14 protein-coding genes are annotated in these 18114 nt (G+C 55.7%); 9 read left to right on the forward strand and 5 right to left on the reverse strand.

The window, feature by feature from the left end:
* Positions 1-12: 12 nt before the first annotated feature.
* Positions 13-483 carry a hypothetical protein gene (locus INF77_RS18500; protein WP_193532474.1) on the reverse strand — a complete coding sequence of 157 codons (471 nt, stop codon included), beginning with the start codon at positions 481-483 and terminating at the stop codon, positions 13-15.
* Complete coding sequence (locus INF77_RS18505) at positions 480-1223, reverse strand: winged helix-turn-helix domain-containing protein (protein WP_048959977.1); 744 nt, start codon at positions 1221-1223, stop codon at positions 480-482. Before INF77_RS18505 ends, INF77_RS18500 begins: the two co-directional genes overlap by 4 nt.
* A 547-nt stretch (positions 1224-1770) precedes the next feature.
* Between INF77_RS18505 and INF77_RS18510 the strand changes: the two genes are divergently transcribed.
* Together INF77_RS18510 and INF77_RS18515 are read left to right on the forward strand one after the other, a co-directional pair.
* Entirely contained in the window at positions 1771-2388 is a 618-nt protein-coding gene (locus tag INF77_RS18510) for a transcriptional regulator (protein WP_048959976.1), read from the forward strand.
* Between the two features lie 71 nt (positions 2389-2459).
* On the forward strand, positions 2460-5432 hold the full coding sequence (locus INF77_RS18515; protein WP_193532473.1) for an autotransporter outer membrane beta-barrel domain-containing protein: 2973 nt from the start codon (positions 2460-2462) through the stop codon (positions 5430-5432).
* A gap of 35 nt (positions 5433-5467) precedes the next feature.
* Here the strand turns inward: INF77_RS18515 and INF77_RS18520 are convergent, their stop codons facing one another.
* Together INF77_RS18520 and INF77_RS18525 are read right to left on the reverse strand one after the other, a co-directional pair.
* Complete coding sequence (locus INF77_RS18520) at positions 5468-6262, reverse strand: DeoR/GlpR family DNA-binding transcription regulator (protein ID WP_193532472.1); 795 nt, start codon at positions 6260-6262, stop codon at positions 5468-5470.
* A gap of 34 nt (positions 6263-6296) precedes the next feature.
* On the reverse strand, positions 6297-7193 hold the full coding sequence (locus INF77_RS18525; RefSeq protein ID WP_193532471.1) for a sugar kinase: 897 nt from the start codon (positions 7191-7193) through the stop codon (positions 6297-6299).
* Positions 7194-7348: 155 nt separating this feature from the next.
* Between INF77_RS18525 and yihU the strand changes: the two genes are divergently transcribed.
* The 7 genes from yihU to ompL all read left to right on the forward strand — a co-directional run bounded on the left by yihU (position 7349) and on the right by ompL (position 16086).
* The gene (yihU, locus tag INF77_RS18530) at positions 7349-8239 is read left to right on the forward strand and encodes a sulfolactaldehyde 3-reductase (RefSeq protein ID WP_193532470.1); all 891 of its coding nucleotides are present in this window, start codon (positions 7349-7351) and stop codon (positions 8237-8239) included.
* A 17-nt stretch (positions 8240-8256) separates the two neighbouring features.
* Positions 8257-9132, forward strand: coding sequence for a sulfofructosephosphate aldolase (gene yihT, locus INF77_RS18535; RefSeq protein ID WP_193532469.1), 876 nt, complete (start codon positions 8257-8259; stop codon positions 9130-9132).
* Between the two features lie 14 nt (positions 9133-9146).
* Positions 9147-10388 carry a sulfoquinovose isomerase gene (gene yihS, locus INF77_RS18540; protein WP_023345127.1) on the forward strand — a complete coding sequence of 414 codons (1242 nt, stop codon included), beginning with the start codon at positions 9147-9149 and terminating at the stop codon, positions 10386-10388.
* Positions 10389-10404: 16 nt separating this feature from the next.
* Entirely contained in the window at positions 10405-12429 is a 2025-nt protein-coding gene (locus INF77_RS18545; protein ID WP_193532468.1) for an alpha-glucosidase, read from the forward strand.
* A 45-nt stretch (positions 12430-12474) separates the two neighbouring features.
* Positions 12475-13857 carry an MFS transporter gene (locus INF77_RS18550; RefSeq protein WP_022649848.1) on the forward strand — a complete coding sequence of 461 codons (1383 nt, stop codon included), beginning with the start codon at positions 12475-12477 and terminating at the stop codon, positions 13855-13857.
* A 43-nt stretch (positions 13858-13900) separates the two neighbouring features.
* Complete coding sequence (locus INF77_RS18555) at positions 13901-15325, forward strand: MFS transporter (protein WP_150145375.1); 1425 nt, start codon at positions 13901-13903, stop codon at positions 15323-15325.
* A gap of 74 nt (positions 15326-15399) precedes the next feature.
* Positions 15400-16086, forward strand: coding sequence for a porin OmpL (ompL, locus tag INF77_RS18560; RefSeq protein WP_045260222.1), 687 nt, complete (start codon positions 15400-15402; stop codon positions 16084-16086).
* A 51-nt stretch (positions 16087-16137) separates the two neighbouring features.
* On the opposite strand, the gene typA is transcribed toward ompL, so the two are convergent.
* Positions 16138-17961, reverse strand: coding sequence for a ribosome-dependent GTPase TypA (gene typA / locus INF77_RS18565; RefSeq protein WP_028014891.1), 1824 nt, complete (start codon positions 17959-17961; stop codon positions 16138-16140).
* Positions 17962-18114 lie beyond the last annotated feature (153 nt).

Genomic DNA, 18114 nt, shown 5'->3' on the forward strand with positions numbered 1-18114 from the left:
TGCGATTGATTTTTACGGCGCGTTTTTACGGCAGTACAGCGAAGGGACGTTTGACGCGGCAAAAAGCCACGCTCCATGGTACTCATCAATCATCAGGCTCAGATCTCTTCCCGGCGTGCGATAAAAACCCGGTAGCGTTGCATTGATATCAGCCTCATCCGCACTATCGGCGAAGGTTTTAACAATACGATCGTTATTTAATACGCGCGCGTTCTGGTGATCGCTGTAGTGGAAATAGATGGTGCGGTTGACTTCAGAAACCACGTGACCAAACAGTTTACCGTTAATGACAGCGGTCCCTTCCCGATGCTGCATTCGCCATGAAACCGTTCCTACAAATCGGTTTTTTCCAATCGTCCACTCCACATCACCTGTACAGCGTATCGGCGCACTCGAAAAATGCGAATACGCTAGCCAGCCGCTGGTAACAGCAGCCCCCAGCAACGCCGCCAGCAAAATAATACGATTCCCGAGTGTCATCATTGCTCATGCGCCCAAAAATAATGCGTGGTACATAACGCTGCCGCGTCATGTCGCGCATCGTTATTACAGACAAACGCCGCGATTCGCTCCGTTTTACTATAGCCGATGAGAAAAACGTATCGGTTTCCGGCACACAGGCTGGGATAATTTTTTAACAAGCGAAGGTAATGGTCCTGCATATGTTCATTAGGTGCATAAAAGAGTTGGCAGGCGTTGGTCGTGCTGCCCATTGAAAGTGGAATGTAGTGACTAAACGGCATGTTTTGGTGATGTTTATATAATATGACCCCGTTAATAAGCGCGATCAGAAAAAGCGTAGCGGTGGCTATTATTAACCACGCCGGCTTCTTCATCGCGGTGCCTTCGGCTATTGCCGCGTCTTCACTGGCAATTACCGGCTCGGCGGTTGGGGTAAATACTTCAACCTGGGTGGCTTCGGAAAGCGTCAGCCCGCGACGCGAAATCGTTTTTACCGTATCGCGCGGTAACCCCACTTCAGCCAGCGCATTGCGCAATGTCAAAATGGCCTGGTAAAAGGTATTCGGTGTGGTGACATCATTACGCTCACCCCATCCCACCACCATTAACTGATTTTGCGAAATTATTTCGCCAGGATGGGTAACGAGATAAAGAAAGCAGAGATTGGCAGGAAGCTGCAAATGTATCGTGCGCCCGGTAATATGATTCGCCAGGGTTTTGTTTTCGGGGTCATACTCGACCAGCTTGTTAATAAGATACAATTTTACCTTCCTCTGCAATAACAATATTTAACCCCACAAACCCAAAAAACATACGTATATTTAACAACAGTATAGGTCAGAAGGATTAGAGCGCGACACACCCGTACCTAAGATTAGAAACATCGCATTATTTTTCAATTGATTACAAGTCGGTTTTCTTAGGTGAGCCTCAGCTAAAAGGACATAATGAGATTTCATTACACTTCACCAGGTCAAATAATTATATTGAGCCACACGTTGAGAAAAGACTGACGTTCAGGCAGATCGAGGTGACGATTCTTTAGCTATTAGTGCTATTTCGTCAATTTACTTCCGGGGTTGTTTTTGCCGAATAATCTTAGTGGATTGATGAATATTCCTGGGTAAGGTCTGGCAATCAATGTTCTGTCGCTATGTCTGCGGCCTGCAAGAATAGAGACAGCCAGGAATTTATTTTCTCTGGCATTATTTCTCATAAATACGACAGAAACGCTGGATATGTTTCAAGATTGACACATTTGAAAGGCAGTGAAATATTGATAATGAAAATAAGACAGGAGTGGACTGGATGATAACATCGTCGCAAAAGGTTGTCCGCTGTATAAGCTGCGAATTGTCCTGTCAGTTATTTCCGGATAACACGGTGCGCTCACAATACTGTGGCAGCGCCTCCTTCGCAGTTTGGCCGGTGGGAAATCATTTCCTGCAACTTGCAGTAGAAAATAAAATATTGTCTGGAAACAAGAATCATTTATTACGCGGATTTATTTTTGTAGATTTTTCGATGTATAACCTGCGCCTGCTTGTCGATCCGCAATGGATTGAACATCTGGCGATGACCAACATGCACATCGTGCTTATCGCGGACCGTAAACTGGAGGCGTTGGCTCACTACTTTTTCGCTCACCACAGTGAAATAAAGGGAATTATTTATTCAGATGACGATGACGCTATATTGCAGGAAAAAATTAACCATCTTTTTTCCGGCAGGCGAGTGAGCAGCCGGCGTGGTAATACCCTGAACACTGTTGAATTCACTTTACTTAACAGACTTATTTCAGGGGTGTGTCTCCGGGAGATAATAAAAACAACCAGCGTTGATGTGAAAAAAATTTACGTTCATAAAATACGATTAGAGAGGAAGTTAGGTACCAGCATTCATAAAATACTCGTTTCTATTTTGTAATTTCAACTTCTTAACATACCCACATTTAATGGTGTGGAGGATGTTTTACGCCTGAAAGAAAGGGGGCAGTTATGCCATATTTATTGAAACATTCACCTGTCGCCGTTGCGATTTCGCTGGCACTATCGTCAGCGCTATTTACCGCGAATGCTGCAGTTATCGATTTTGCTAATTTACCAGCCACCGGAGCAGTAACGGATTTGCCTGCGGAAATACAGGCGCTGATTCCTGCAACGGCAAACGCGAACTTTAGCAAAAATACCAGCAATCCTAACTATGTCTACCAGTACAGCCCTGGCAATATTCCAGTCTACGGGGATGGGATCACTCTCGAAGGGCCGGGGGCGGAAGCCTTTGAGCACTCCGTGACCGTTATTCAGAACTCCACGTCCGGCAGCCCGGGGGTGATATTTGGTGACGACCTGACTATTCGTACCCAGTCAAAAGTGGCTGCCAATAACGGTAAAGATGTCGACGGTATTCGTACCCACGGTATGAACACGCCGAATAACCCGGTGTTTATCATTACCGGCGACCGCACCCACATTTACGTTAATGGCCAAAGCGGCGATGGCATCAATGCCGGGTACAGCTCCTTCAGCCAGGGTTCTCTCGGCTCCGCCAATATTTATGTGGGTGACGATCTCTATATCGAAACCACCGGCAGTACCGGTCGCGGTATTAGCGCCTATGCACTGAATGATGCCTCGAAGGCCAAAAATAACATTGTTGTCGGCGATCGTGCGCATATTGTGACGCGGGGTACCTACGCCGAGGGGATTCGTACCAACCAGAGCGGCTCATCCGTCCGTCTGGGGGATGAGGCCACCATCGAAACGTATGGCACTTCGGCCTACGGCCTGTATGCGGGTTCTGCCTCCAGAATCGAGCTGGGAAAAAAAGCGACCATTACCACCGACGCAGCCAATGCCTCCGGCGTGTACTCTACCGGCTCGTCAACCATCACCCTTGATGAAGGCGCGACCATCACCACCAACGGTGCCAGCGCGCATGGCATCTACGCTTATACAGCAGCGGTAAATGTGGGAGATAACATCACCATTGCGGTCAACAGCAGCGAGAAAACCAGCAGCTCCGCCCAGGCGCCGCACGGGATGTATGCCTGGTCACGCGGCGTAATAACGCTCGACGGTGGGGCAACCATTACCACCGCAGGCCAGCGCGAGCAGGGTAGCTATGCCCTGAACGCCAGCAATGGCGGAATTATTGATGCCTCTGCAGGAGGAAAATTCCTCCTTAACGGCGATATCCTCGCCGCAGGTGGCGTCGCGGCCAACAGTGCCCTTCCGGCACAAAACAGTACCATTACGCTGACAATGGGTAACAGCTCGCTGTGGAACGGAGCATCGTACATAGAAAGCAACGCTGCCGGGACCGGTACTCTCGCGCTTACGATGAATGATGCCGTCTGGAATATGCGTGACAGCTCAACGCTGACCAGCCTGACCCTGAACGCGGGCGGCACGATAAATTTCCAGCATGCTGAGGACGCGGCCTGGCAAACCCTGACCATCAACGAGGATTACACAGGCAACGGCGGCAAGCTGGTTTTCAATACCGTGCTGTCTGACGATACCTCTGAAACTGACAGGCTGATTGTTGAAGGAAACACATCCGGTCGTACCGCGGTTGACGTAAACAACATTGGTGGTGCAGGCGCACAAACCGTTGAAGGGATTGAAATAGTCAGCGTTGGCGGCAACTCGGAGGGAACGTTTGAGAAGGCCAGCCGTATCGTAGCGGGGGGTTATGACTATAACGTTGTGCAGAAAGGTAAGAACTGGTTTCTGACCAGCCTGGCTGAACCCGTTGACCCACCGATCGACCCGGTAGACCCTCCTGTTGACCCGGTAGACCCTCCTGTTGACCCGGTAGACCCTCCTGTTGACCCGGTAGACCCACCGGTCGACCCCGTCGACCCGCCTGTTGACCCGGTGGATCCACCTGTTGACCCTGTCGACCCGCCTGTCGTCCCGGTAGATCCGCCCGTCGACCCGGTGATTCCGCCGCAAGAACCGGTACCGCCACCTGCGCCGCCGAAAAGCGAGCATCAGTATCGCCCAGAATTTGGCAGCTATCAGGCAAACAGCTATGCGGCAAATACGCTGTTTATGACCCGCCTGCACGATCGTCTGGGTGAAACGCAGTACACCGACATGCTCACCGGCGAGCAAAAAGTGACGAGCCTTTGGATGCGAAACGTCGGCGGGCATGCGCGTTTCAACGACGGCAGCGGCCAGCTAAAAACGACAGCCAACCGTTACGTACTGCAGTTGGGTGGCGATATCGCCCAATGGAGCACAGATGGCCTGGACCGCTGGCATCTTGGCCTGATGGCGGGCTACGGTAACAGCCAGAGCCGGAGCGCTTCCAGCCTGACCGGATACCACTCACGTGGCGAAGTGAATGGCTATAGCGCAGGTCTGTACGGTACCTGGTACGCAAACGAAGCCGATAAAAGCGGCACCTACGTTGATAGCTGGGTGCTGTATAACTGGTTTGACAATAAGGTGATGGGGCAGGACCAGGCGACCGAGCGTTATCGCTCCAGCGGCATAACCGCCTCTGTCGAAGCGGGCTATAGCGTTAAGGTGGGTGAAAGCGGCCGCAACAGCTACTGGATCCAGCCGAAGGCGCAGGCCGTTTGGATGGACGTGCAGGCTGACGACCATCGCGAGCGTAACGGCACGCGGGTGAAAGACGAAACCCAGGGCAACCTGATGACGCGTCTCGGCGTGAAGGCCTATATCAGCGGACATAACGCGATGGATGACGCTAAATCACGCACCTTCCAGCCGTTTATTGAAGCGAACTGGATCCACAATACCCAGACCACGCGCATCCGCATGGATGACGTCAGCAATGAGATGCGCGGTACGCGCAATATTGGTGAGTTAAAGACGGGCGTAGAGGGGCAGATTACCCCGCAGCTTAGCGTCTGGGGCAATGTGGCACAGCAGATTGGCGATAAAGGCTACAGCGATACGCAGGGAATGCTGGGGGTAAAATACAGCTTCAAATAACAAAAAAGCCGCTGAGAAATCAGCGGCTTTTTGCTTCAGGCGATATCATCGCTGGTACAGGCCAGCACCGTTTCAACCTTGCTGGATTTCAGATGATTTTGCAGCGCCGAGCCGGGCATCTCATCGGTGAAAAGAGCCGTTGTCTGCGCCACGTTGCCAATTTCCACCGCGGCGGATGCGTTAAATTTCGTATGATCGGCCGCCAGTAAAATGTGGCGGGAGTGGGCAATCATGGTTTTCACCACGCTGGCTTCGTTGACGTCAAATTCCATCATCGCGCCGTCGTGTTCAATCGCCCCGACACTGGTCACAAGGTAGTCCGCCCGGAAGCCCGACACAAACGCCGTCGCTGCCGGGCCGATAATGCCGCCGTTGTGCGGACGCAGCGTGCCGCCCGGCACCATCACTTCAAAGCGCGGATTCTTATACAAAATATGCGCCACCCGCAGGCTGTTGGTGATGATGCGCAGATGATTATGGTTAAGCAGCGCCCGGGCAACGTGCTCCACGGTGGTCCCGATAGTAATAAAGATGGTCGAGCCATCGGGAATATAGTCCGCAATGGCTTCGGCAATCGCCCGCTTCTCTTCGGTCAGCGACACTTCGCGCTGTTCGAACGCCGTGTTTACCACGCTGGACGCCCTGCCCGCGCCGCCATGATGACGCGTAATCAGCCCCTGCTCGCTGAGCTTACGGATATCCCGGCGCACCGTTTGCGTCGACACGTCCAGCAGCTGCGCCAGTTCATCAATGTTCATATAGCCACGATCGGCAATCAGCGTCAGCAGCTGATCGTGACGCGGGTTGCCGGTCAGTTCGGTAAGGCTCATGGGCTGTCCTCTGAAAACCATCACGCCCCGCATTTTATACAAAAAGTGACAAAAAAGAGCGGGTTTGATCACAGTCGGGTATACCTGCGCGCCCGCCGGGCTTTGTGCATTTCAGCGCTGCGACGGCGCTGGCAAAACGCACGGCGTCTGCGGCGGTGGATTGCTGTCCCAGGCTGAACGCCAGCGCGCCGTGGAAAACGTCGCCCGCGCCGGTGGTATCCACCACGTTCACCTCAAAGCCGGATTGATGACACAAGGCGCCGTTTTCCAGCCAGTAGCAGCCGTCTCGCCCCTGAGTGACATACACATGTCCATTTGTGAGCGTTTGTGCTTTTTTAAGGGCATCTTCTGCTTTATCCAACTGAGTTAGTCGCCGCAGGCCCGGCGCGGAGAAGGCCGCGTGGTCGCTTAAGGCTATCAGCTCCGCGATGTCCTGCGGGGTAACGTCGGCATCAAGCAAAGTAGGAACGCCCTGCTGACGGGCCAGGGTAAACGCCTGTTTTGCCCCGTCATGCCAGCGCACGTCTGCTAACACGATATCCCATTGCGAGAAGTCGATTTCATGCAGCCAGCCTGCCTCGGCGGGCAGATCGGGGCTGGGGTAGTTGGCAATCACTCGTTCTCCGCCTGCGTCCACCAGCACCGCGGATTGTGACGAGCGGGCACCTTTAAACACGCGTGTATAGCGGGTGTTCACCCCCAGGGATTCCAGCTCCGCGAGCAGCCGTCTGCCGGTATCGTCGTCCCCCACCCGGCCAATAAAATCCACTTCCGCACCCAGTTTTGCCGCGGCCACCGCCGCCGTGGCCGCCGGGCCGCCGCCCACTTCCGTATAGTCTTTTGCGACATATTTCCCTCCTTCCTTAGGTAAATCATCGAGATACCAGATGCGATCCAGCACGGTAATGCCGACACAAACGATGCGAGTCATGGTGATTCCTTCTGCGATTTCTGATGCCTTCATTTTAATTTCACCAAATGTTTAAAAAGTGACCCGTGTCAATTTTTTGACTATAAATTACAAATACGATCAAAAACAGACAACACAAACGCGCAGAAATTGACACGATGTGACAGGAGAGAGGCATGTCAGCAATCGCATTTATCGGTTTAGGGCAGATGGGCGCGCCAATGGCGAAGAATCTGTTAAAGCAAGGCCACCAGCTTAACGTGTTTGACGTGAACCCGCAGGCGGTTCAGGCGCTGGAAGAGAGCGGCGCACGGGCGGCGGCTACGCCTGCTCAGGCCGCAACGGACGCCGAATTCGTCATTACCATGCTGCCAAACGGCGACCTGGTGCGCAGCGTGCTGTTCGGCGAGCACGGCGTGTGCGAAGGGTTATCCCGCGACGCGCTGGTGATTGATATGTCCACCATCCACCCGCTGCAAACCGACGCGCTGATCCGCGATATGGCTGAACGCGGCTTCAGCCTGATGGACGTGCCCGTGGGACGCACGTCTGACCATGCCATCGCCGGCACGCTGCTCCTGCTGGCGGGCGGCACCGCGCAGCAGGTGGAACGCGCCACCCCCGTCTTAATGGCGATGGGCAATGAGCTGATTAACGCCGGCGGGCCAGGCATGGGCATCCGCGTGAAGCTCATCAATAACTACATGAGCATCGCCCTGAACGCGCTTTCCGCCGAGGCGGCCGTGCTGTGTGAAGCGCTTGGCCTCTCCTTTGACGTGGCGCTGAAGGTGATGAACGGCACGCCGGCGGGTAAAGGCCACTTCACCACCTCATGGCCGAACAAGGTGTTGAAAGGCGATCTTTCACCCGCCTTCATGATCGACCTTGCGCATAAAGATCTGGGAATCGCCCTGGACGTGGCTAACCAGCTCCACGTTCCGATGCCGCTGGGCGCGGCGTCCCGCGAAGTTTACAACCAGGCACGCGCCGCCGGGCGCGGGCGCGAAGACTGGACGGCCATTCTAGAACAGGTTCGCGCATCTGCCGGGCTGAAAAAATCACACTGATACGAAAGGACTGAGGAATGACGATGTACACCCTGAAAGATATCACCCGACCTTCCGGCGGTTTTGCAATGCTGGCCGTGGATCAGCGCGAAGCGATGCGCCTGATGTTTGCCGCCGCAGGCGCGCCGGTGCCGGTAACCGACCAGCACCTGACGGATTTTAAGGTCAACGCGGCGAAGATTCTGTCGCCGTACGCCTCTGCCATTCTCGTCGACCAGCAGTTCTGCTATCGCCAGATTGTGGAGCAGCAGGCCGTAGCCAACAGCTGCGCGATGATTGTGGCGGCCGACGAGTTTATTCCGGGGAACGGTATTCCGGTCGACAGCGTGGTGATCGACAAAAGCATCGACACCCAGGCGGTCAAACGCGACGGCGGCAAGGCGCTGAAGCTGCTGGTGCTGTGGCGTAGCGATGAAGATCCGCAGCAGCGCCTGGAGATGGTGAAAGCGTTCAATACGCTGTGCCACGACAACGGGCTGCTGAGCATTATCGAGCCTGTGGTGCGTCCTCCGCGTCGTGGAGCCGAATTTAACCGCGAACAGGCGATTATCGATGCGGCTAAAGAGCTGGGCGACAGCGGTGCCGACCTCTACAAGGTGGAGATGCCGCTGTTTGGTAAGGGCACCCAGCAGGAACTGCTGACGGCCTCGCAGAAGCTGAACGAGAACATCGCCATGCCGTGGGTGATCCTCTCCTCCGGTGTGGACGATAAGCTGTTTCCGCGCGCCGTGAGCGTGGCGATGCAGGCTGGGGCATCGGGCTTTTTAGCCGGTCGCGCCGTCTGGTCATCGGTGATTGGCCTGCCGGATACCGAGCTGATGCTGCGTGATATTTCCGTACCAAAACTTCAGCGTCTGGGTGAGATCGTCGACGAAATGATGGCTCGCCGTTAAGAAAGGACCCGAACATGAAATGGTTTAACACCCTGAGCCACAACCGCTGGCTCGAACAAGAGACCGACCGCATTCTCGATTTCGGCAAAAACGCCGCCGTACCGACCGGCTTTGGCTGGCTGGGCAATAACGGGCAGGTTCGCAGCGATATGGGCACCCATCTTTGGATCACCGCCCGCATGCTTCACGTGTACGCGGTGGCGGCGAACATGGGCCGTCCCGGCGCGTATGCCCTGGTTGAGCACGGCATTAATGCCCTCAACGGCCCGCTGCGCGACAAACAGCACGGCGGTTGGTACGCCTGCGTAAACGATGAGGGCGTCATTGACGCCTCCAAGCAGGGCTATCAGCACTTCTTCGTCCTGCTGGGCGCGGCGAGCGCCGTCACCACAGGACACCCGCAGGCACGCAAGCTGCTGGACGATGCCATCGAGGTGATTGAGCGCTACTTCTGGAGCGAACAGGAGCAAATGTGCCTCGAGTCCTGGGATGAAGCCTTCAGCAAAACGGAAGATTACCGCGGCGGTAACGCCAACATGCACGCCGTGGAAGCCTTCCTGATTGTCTATGACGTAACTCACGACCGCAAATGGCTCGACCGCGCCCTGCGCATCGCCTCGGTGATTATTCACGACGTGGCGCGCAAAGGTGAGTACCGCGTTAACGAGCATTTCGACACCGACTGGAACCCGATCCGCGATTACAACATCGATAACCCTGCTCACCGTTTCCGCGCCTACGGCGGCACGCCGGGACACTGGATTGAGTGGGGCCGCCTGATGCTGCATCTGCGCGCCGCGCTGGAAGCGCGCTTTGAAACCCCGCCGGAGTGGCTGCTGGAAGATGCAAAAGGCCTGTTCCACGCCACCATCCGCGACGCCTGGGCACCCGACGGCGCCGACGGGTTTGTCTACTCCGTGGGCTGGGACGGCAAGCCTATCGTGCGGGAACGCGTGCGCTGGCCAATCGTCGAGGCGATGGGCACGGCCTATGCCCTCTATACCGTGACCGGCGAGGCGCAGTACGAAGCCTGGTATCAGAAGTGGTGGGATTACTGCATCAAGTACCTGATGGATTACGAAAACGGTTCCTGGTGGCAGGAGCTGGACACCAATAACGAAGTGACCACCAAAGTCTGGGACGGCAAGCAGGATATTTACCATCTGCTGCACTGCCTGGTGATCCCCCGCCTGCCGCTGGCGCCGGGCTTAGCGCCTGCCGTCGCCGCCGGATTGCTGGACAGCCAGGCCAAATAATAAAGACGGAGTTTTTATGCGTACCCTACACAATATTGACCTGAAAAATAACGAACGTGGCTTCACCCTGCGCTGGCAGGATCGCCTGATTTTGTCCCACTCCGAAGAAGCGCCTTGCCTGTGGATCGGCGCAGGCGAGGCCGATATCGAGATGTTTCGCGGCAACTTCAGCATTAAAGACAAGCTCAACGAAAAGATTGCCCTGACGGACGCGACCGTCTCGCAGCAAAGCGCGGGCTGGGCGATCCGCTTTACCCGCGGCGATGCGGTGAGCGCCACGCTGCTGGTGGGCGTGGATGCGGAAGGCCGTCTGGAGCTGAAGCTGAAAAATGATGCTCCCGGCCATAACCGCATCTGGCTGCGGCTGGCGGCGCAGCCGGAAGATCATATCTACGGCTGCGGCGAGCAGTTCTCGTATTTCGATCTGCGCGGCAAGCCGTTCCCGCTGTGGACCAGCGAGCAGGGCGTGGGCCGCAACAAGCAGACCTACGTCACCTGGCAGGCCGACTGCAAAGAGAACGCGGGCGGCGATTACTACTGGACCTTCTTCCCGCAGCCTACCTTCGTGAGCACCCAGAAGTACTACTGCCACGTGGATAACAGCTGCTACATGAACTTTGACTTCAGCGCCCCGGATTTCCACGAGCTGGCGTTCTGGGAAGATAACGCCACGCTGCGCTTCGAATGTGCGGAAACGTACGTCGATCTGCTGGAAAAACTGACCGGCCTGCTGGGACGTCAGCCGGAGCTGCCGGACTGGGTTTACGACGGCGTGACGCTGGGCATCCAGGGCGGCACCGAGGTGTGCCAGCAGAAGCTCGACGCCATGCGCGAGGGCGGCGTGAAGGTGAACGGCATCTGGGCGCAGGACTGGTCCGGCATCCGCATGACCTCCTTCGGCAAACGCGTGATGTGGAACTGGAAGTGGAACAGCGCGCTCTATCCGAAGCTTGATGAGCGGATCGGGCAGTGGAAGCAGGAAGGCGTACAGTTCCTCTCCTATATCAACCCGTACGTGGCCAGCGATAAAGATCTCTGTGAAGAGGCGGCGAAACGCGGCTATCTGACCAAAAACGCCGACGGAGAGGACTACCACGTTGAGTTCGGCGAGTTCTACGCGGGCGTTATCGACCTGACCAACCCGGAAGCCTACGGCTGGTACAAAGAGGTCATTAAAAAGAACCTGATCGAACTGGGCTGCGGCGGCTGGATGGCCGATTTCGGGGAATATCTGCCGACCGATACCTTCCTGCACAACGGCGTGAGCGCGGAGATCATGCATAACGCCTGGCCTGCCCTGTGGGCGAAATGTAACTACGAGGCGCTCCAGGAGACCGGCAAGCTCGGGGAGATCCTGTTCTTCATGCGCGCGGGCTACACCGGCAGCCAGAAGCACTCGGTGATGATGTGGGCGGGGGATCAGAACGTTGACTGGAGCCTGGACGACGGTCTGGCGTCCGTCATCCCTGCGGCGCTGTCGCTGGCGATGACCGGGCACGGCCTGCACCACAGCGACATCGGCGGCTATACCACCCTGTTCGAGATGAAGCGCAGCAAGGAGCTGCTGCTGCGCTGGTGCGACTTCAGCGCCTTTACGCCGATGATGCGTACCCACGAGGGCAACCGCCCTGGCGACAACTGGCAGTTCGACGGCGATGCGGAAACCATCGCGCACTTCGCGCGCATGACCACCGTCTTCACCACCCTGAAGCCGTACATCAAAGCTGCGGTTGCGCAGAACGCGAAAAGCGGCCTGCCGGTGATGCGTCCGCTGTTCCTGCACTACGAGGACGACGCGCGCGCCTACACGCTGAAATACCAGTACCTGTTTGGCCGCGATCTGCTGGTGGCACCGGTTCATGAAGAGGGCCGCCGGGACTGGTCGCTCTATCTGCCACAGGACAGCTGGGTCAATGCGTGGACCGGGGAAACCTGCCAGGGCGGTGACGTGACCGTTGATGCCCCGATCGGCAAGCCGCCGGTCTTCTATCGCCAGCACAGCGAATGGGCAGATCTGTTTAGCACCTTACGTGATATCTGATAAGGCTCGCCCGCAGGGAAACCTGCGGGCAGACGGAGAACAATAATGAGTCAACATACTTCCGATCCGGCAACCCTACGCCTGCCGTTTAAAGAAAAACTCGCCTACGGGATGGGCGATCTCGGCTCTAACATCCTGCTGGATATCGGCACGCTCTATTTGCTGAAGTTTTACACCGACGTGCTGGGGCTGCCCGGCACCTACGGCGGGATTATCTTCCTGATTGCGAAGTTTTTTACCGCCTTCACCGATATGGGCACCGGGATCATGCTCGACTCCCGGCGCAAGATCGGCCCGAAAGGGAAATTCCGCCCGTTCGTGCTGTATGCCGCCTTCCCGGTGACCTTACTGGCGATTGCCAACTTCGTCGGTACGCCATTTGAGATGACCGGCAAAACGGTGATGGCGACGGTGCTGTTCATGCTGTACGGCCTGTTCTTCAGCATGATGAACTGCTCCTACGGCGCGATGGTGCCCGCCATCACCAAAAACCCGGACGAGCGCGCCTCGCTGGCGGCCTGGCGTCAGGGCGGCGCCACGCTCGGCCTGCTGCTCTGTACAGTGGGCTTTGTCCCGGTGATGAACCTGATTGAGGGTAACGACCAGCTTGGCTACATCTTTGCCGCCACCCTCTTCTCGCTGTTCGGGCTGTTCTTTATGTGGTGGTGCTATAAGGGCGTTACCGAGCGTTACGTCGAGACGCAGCCTGCTAACCCGGCGCAAAAGCCGGGGCTGCTGCAGTCGTTTCGCGCTATTGCCGGGAACCGTCCGCTGTTTATCCTGTGTATCGCGAACCTGTGCACGCTGGGCGCGTTTAACGTTAAGCTCGCCATTCAGGTCTACTACACGCAGTACGTGCTGAACGACCCGATCCTGCTGTCGTACATGGGCTTCTTCAGCATGGGCTGTATTTTTATCGGCGTCTTTATGATGCCCGGCGCGGTGCGGCGCTTCGGCAAGAAAAAGGTCTATATCAGCGGGCTGGCAATTTGGGTGGCGGGCGATCTGCTCAACTACTTCTTCGGCGGCGGCTCGGTGAGCTTTGTGGCGTTTTCCTGCCTGGCGTTCTTCGGCTCCGCGTTCGTGAACAGTCTGAACTGGGCGCTGGTGTCCGATACCGTGGAATACGGCGAGTGGCGCACCGGCGTGCGCTCCGAAGGGACGGTCTACACCGGCTTTACCTTCTTCAGGAAGGTATCCCAGGCGCTGGCCGGCTTCTTCCCGGGGATCATGCTCACCCAGATCGGCTACGTACCGAACGTGGTGCAGTCCGCCGGGACGGTTGAAGGGCTGCGGCAGCTGATATTTATCTACCCGAGCCTGCTGGCGGTCATCACCATCGTGGCGATGGGCTGCTTCTACAACCTCAACGAGAAGATGTATGTGCGCATCGTGGAAGAGATCGAACTGCGCAAACGTACGGCCTAAATGACGTGATAGAGCGCCCTGCGGGGCGCTCTGAGGATCGACCATGACATACAATACTGATCCGTTAACCCTGAAATTGAGCCTGCGAGAGAAGTGCGCCTACGGGATGGGCGATTTTGGCTCGAATCTGATGCTGTGTATTGGCACGCTGTACCTACTGAAGTTTTACACCGATGAACTGGGGATGCCCGCGTTCTACGGCGGCATTATTTTCCTGGTGGCGAAGTTTTTTACCGCGTTTACCGACATGCTGACCGGCGTGCTGCTGGATTCCCGGCGTAACATTGGCCCGAGGGGGAAGTTCCGGCCATTCATACTTTACGCCTCCGTCCCGGTGGCGCTGGTCGCGACGGCGCAGTTTATGGCCAACGACTTTAGCCTGACGGTCAAAACGGCCATCGCCACTGTGCTCTTCATGATGTTTGGGCTCTGCTACAGCCTGATGAACTGCGCCTACGGTGCGATGGTCCCTGCCATCACCAAAAACCCGAACGAGCGCGCGCAGCTTGCCGCGTGGCGTCAGGGCGGCGCAACGGTGGGGCTGTTGCTCTGCACCGTCGGCTTTATGCCCATTCAGGCGCTGTTCGTCCACCAGCCCTCCCTCGGCTATCTGGTGGCTGCGCTGGTGTTCGTCACCGGCGGCCTGTTCTGCATGTGGTGGTGCTACAGCGGGGTGAAAGAGCGCTACGTCGAGATAACGCCCGATCACCATAAGCCCGGCATTCTGAAATCGTTCTGCGCGATTTTTCGCAATCCGCCGCTGCTGGTGCTGTGCATTGCCAACCTGTGTACTCTCGCCGCGTTCAACATCAAGCTGGCGATTCAGGTCTATTACACCCAGTACGTGCTGAACGATCTGCATCTGCTGTCGTGGATGGGCTTTTTCAGCATGGGCTGCATTCTGATTGGCGTGTTTCTGGTACCCGGCGCGGTGAAGCGCTTTGGCAAGAAGCCGGTCTATCTGGGTGGACTGGCGCTGTGGGCGGTGGGCGACGTGCTGAACTTCTTCTGGGGAACCAGCTCCCTGCTGTTCGTGCTCTTTTCCTGCATGGCCTTTTTCGGCACCGCGTTTGTGAACAGCCTGAACTGGGCGCTGGTGCCGGATACCGTTGATTACGGCGAGTGGAAAACCGGCATTCGCGCCGAGGGATCGGTTTACACCGGCTACACCTTCTCGCGCAAAATCTCCGCCGCTCTCGCCGGCTTCCTGCCCGGCATCATGCTGACCCAGATCGGCTACGTTCCTCACGCCGTGCAGAGCACGGGCACGCTGCTGGGTTTGCGTCAGCTTATTTTCCTCTGGCCGTGCGGCCTGGCAATCGTCGCCGCCGTGACCATGGGGCTGTTTTATAAACTCAACGAAGCGCGCTTCGCCTTTATTATCGAGGAGATTGGAAAACGGAAAAAACAGTCAGCGAATACCCCTGAGATAACACCCAACAATAAAGCGTCAGCAGTCACTTTATAACAATAAATTCGGCCCGTATTTCCTTCCTGTTCATCAGGAGGGAGGCCTTTCTGTACCTGATACATGGACAAATTATGAAAAGAATCATCACTGTACTGATCGTGTCGTCTGTGTCCTGCCCGGTATTCGCCGGGGCCTATGTTGAAACCCGTGAAGCCTACAATACGGCCTCTGAGCTGCACGAAGTGATCCTGCGTGCCGGCTATAACTTCGATATGGGCGCGGGGCTGATGTTCACCAACGCCTACAACGTGGGGAGATGGGATGAGCTAAAGCACAGCTATAACGAAATAGAGGGGTGGTATCCGCTCTTTAAACCGACGGACAAACTCACCTTCCAGCCGGGCGGGTTGATCAACGACAGCAGCGCCGGTTCGGGTGGCGCGGTTTATTTAGATACCAACTATAAATTCACGGACGGGTTTAATCTGACGTTCCGCTATCGCTATAACCATAACAATTACGATACGCCGGACTATAACGGGCAGATGGATAAGAACGACACGCACGAATTCGCCAACTACTGGAATTTCAAGGTGACGGATGCGTTTTTCTACACCTTTGAGCCGCACTTTTTCCAGCGGATAAATGATTACCACAGCAAAAATGGCAAAGACCATCACTGGGAAATTACCAACAAGTTCAGCTATAAGATCGACAGAAACTGGCTGCCGTACCTCGAACTCCAGTGGCTGGACAGATGGAATGATTACAACCGCGAGCAGTACAGGATCCGCCTGGGGTTACGTTATTCGTTCTAATAAAAAAGCCGCTGATTTCTCAGCGGCTTTTTTTACTACGGATTGACCGTATTAGTCTTCTTTCGCACCGCGCATAGCACGTTTACGATCGTTCTCGGTCAGGTGACGTTTACGGATACGAATTGACTGTGGAGTCACTTCTACCAGTTCGTCATCATCGATGAACTCCAGAGCCTGCTCCAGGGTCATCTTGATCGGTGGAACCAGAACCGTTGCTTCGTCAGTACCGGACGCACGCATGTTGGTCAGCTTCTTACCGGTCAGGCAGTTTACCGTCAGGTCGTTAGAACGGCTGTGAATACCGATGATCTGGCCTTCGTAAACTTCAGCACCGTGACCCAGGAACAGCTTACCGCGATCCTGCAGACCGAACAGCGCAAACGCAACCGCTTTACCCTGACCGTTGGAGATCAGTACGCCGTTGTTACGCTGGCCCACTTCGCCCGGACGAACGTCGTCGTAGTGGCTGAAGGTGGAGTACAGCAGGCCGGTACCGGAGGTCATGGTCATGAACTCAGAACGGAAGCCGATCAGGCCACGGCTTGGGATCACGTAGTCGAGACGTACGCGGCCTTTGCCGTCTGGATTCATGTTTTTCAGGTCGCCTTTACGCTCGCCCAGTGCTTGCATCACAGAACCCTGGTGCTGCTCTTCTACGTCCAGCGTTACGTTTTCGAACGGCTCTTGTTTACGGCCATCGATTTCGCGGAAGATTACTTTCGGACGGGAAACCGCCATCTCGAAACCTTCACGACGCATGTTTTCGATCAGAACAGACAGGTGCAGCTCACCACGACCGGAAACGCGGAATGCATCAGCGTCTTCGGTTTCTTCAACGCGCAGCGCAACGTTGTGCACCAGCTCTTTGTTCAGACGGTCAAGGATCTGACGAGAGGTAACGAACTTACCTTCTTTACCACAGAACGGAGAGGTGTTGACGTTGAAGAACATGGATACGGTTGGTTCATCAACGGACAGGGCTGGCAGCGCTTCGACGTTCTGCGGATCGCAGATGGTGTCGGAGATGTTCAGTTCACCCAGACCGGTGATCGCGATGATGTCGCCCGCTTCAGCGATGTCGCTCTCGATACGCTCAAGACCCAGGTGAGTCAGGACTTTACCGACTTTACCGTTACGGGTTTTGCCTTCGCTATCGATGATAGTAACCTGCTGATTTGGCTTCACTTTACCGCGCTTGATACGGCCAATGCCGATTACACCAACGTAGTTGTTGTAGTCGAGCTGGGAGATCTGCATCTGCAGGGTGCCTTCCAGGTCAACGTTTGGCGCAGGAACACGGTCAACAATCGCCTGATACAGCGGGGTCATGTCTTCAGCCATGTCTTCGTGGTCCAGACCTGCGATACCGTTCAGCGCAGAGGCGTAAACGATAGGGAAGTCCAGCTGCTCGTCGGTCGCGTCGAGGTTAACGAACAGGTCGAAGACCTGGTCAACAACCCAGTCAGGACGCGCGCCAGGGCGGTCAACTTTGTTGATAACAACGATTGGCTTCAGACCATGGGCAAAAGCTTTTTTGGTCACGAAGCGCGTCTGTGGCATTGGGCCATCCATTGCGTCAACGACCAGCAGAACGGAGTCTACCATGGACATTACACGTTCAACTTCACCACCGAAGTCGGCGTGCCCTGGGGTATCAACGATGTTGATACGGTAGTCATTCCATTTAATCGCGGTGTTTTTCGCGAGGATGGTAATCCCACGCTCTTTCTCCAAATCGTTGGAGTCCATCACGCGTTCTTGGGTTTCGGCACGCGCATCAAACGTACCGGATTGCTGCAGCAGCTTATCAACCAGGGTAGTTTTACCATGGTCAACGTGCGCGATGATGGCGATGTTACGCAAATTTTCGATCACAACTTTGCCTCAGGCATTTAGAAATAGCGCGTTATTGTACACGGATTAATCGCACTACAAAACAGGATCACAAACATCCCCCGCAAACAAGTATTGCAGAGATGCTTTGTGATCGCTTTCACGGAGCGGTAAAAGGGCACTTTAACGTAAATT

The sequence above is a fragment of the Enterobacter cloacae complex sp. P1B genome, from assembly GCF_014982345.1.
In the GTDB taxonomy this organism is placed as follows: Bacteria; Pseudomonadota; Gammaproteobacteria; order Enterobacterales; family Enterobacteriaceae; genus Enterobacter; species Enterobacter bugandensis.

Excerpts from the sequence above, each read along its gene's own strand:
- yihS (WP_023345127.1), top strand. The coding sequence starts at position 9,147 with ATGAAATGGTTTAACACCCTGAGCCACAACCGCTGGCTCGAACAAGAG.
- yihT (WP_193532469.1), top strand. The coding sequence starts at position 8,257 with ATGACGATGTACACCCTGAAAGATATCACCCGACCTTCCGGCGGTTTT.
- ompL (WP_045260222.1), top strand. The coding sequence starts at position 15,400 with ATGAAAAGAATCATCACTGTACTGATCGTGTCGTCTGTGTCCTGCCCG.
- INF77_RS18500 (WP_193532474.1), bottom strand. The coding sequence starts at position 483 with ATGATGACACTCGGGAATCGTATTATTTTGCTGGCGGCGTTGCTGGGG.
- INF77_RS18545 (WP_193532468.1), top strand. The coding sequence starts at position 10,405 with ATGCGTACCCTACACAATATTGACCTGAAAAATAACGAACGTGGCTTC.
- INF77_RS18515 (WP_193532473.1), top strand. The coding sequence starts at position 2,460 with ATGCCATATTTATTGAAACATTCACCTGTCGCCGTTGCGATTTCGCTG.
- INF77_RS18510 (WP_048959976.1), top strand. The coding sequence starts at position 1,771 with ATGATAACATCGTCGCAAAAGGTTGTCCGCTGTATAAGCTGCGAATTG.
- INF77_RS18550 (WP_022649848.1), top strand. The coding sequence starts at position 12,475 with ATGAGTCAACATACTTCCGATCCGGCAACCCTACGCCTGCCGTTTAAA.
- INF77_RS18525 (WP_193532471.1), bottom strand. The coding sequence starts at position 7,193 with ATGACTCGCATCGTTTGTGTCGGCATTACCGTGCTGGATCGCATCTGG.
- INF77_RS18555 (WP_150145375.1), top strand. The coding sequence starts at position 13,901 with ATGACATACAATACTGATCCGTTAACCCTGAAATTGAGCCTGCGAGAG.
- INF77_RS18520 (WP_193532472.1), bottom strand. The coding sequence starts at position 6,262 with ATGAGCCTTACCGAACTGACCGGCAACCCGCGTCACGATCAGCTGCTG.
- yihU (WP_193532470.1), top strand. The coding sequence starts at position 7,349 with ATGTCAGCAATCGCATTTATCGGTTTAGGGCAGATGGGCGCGCCAATG.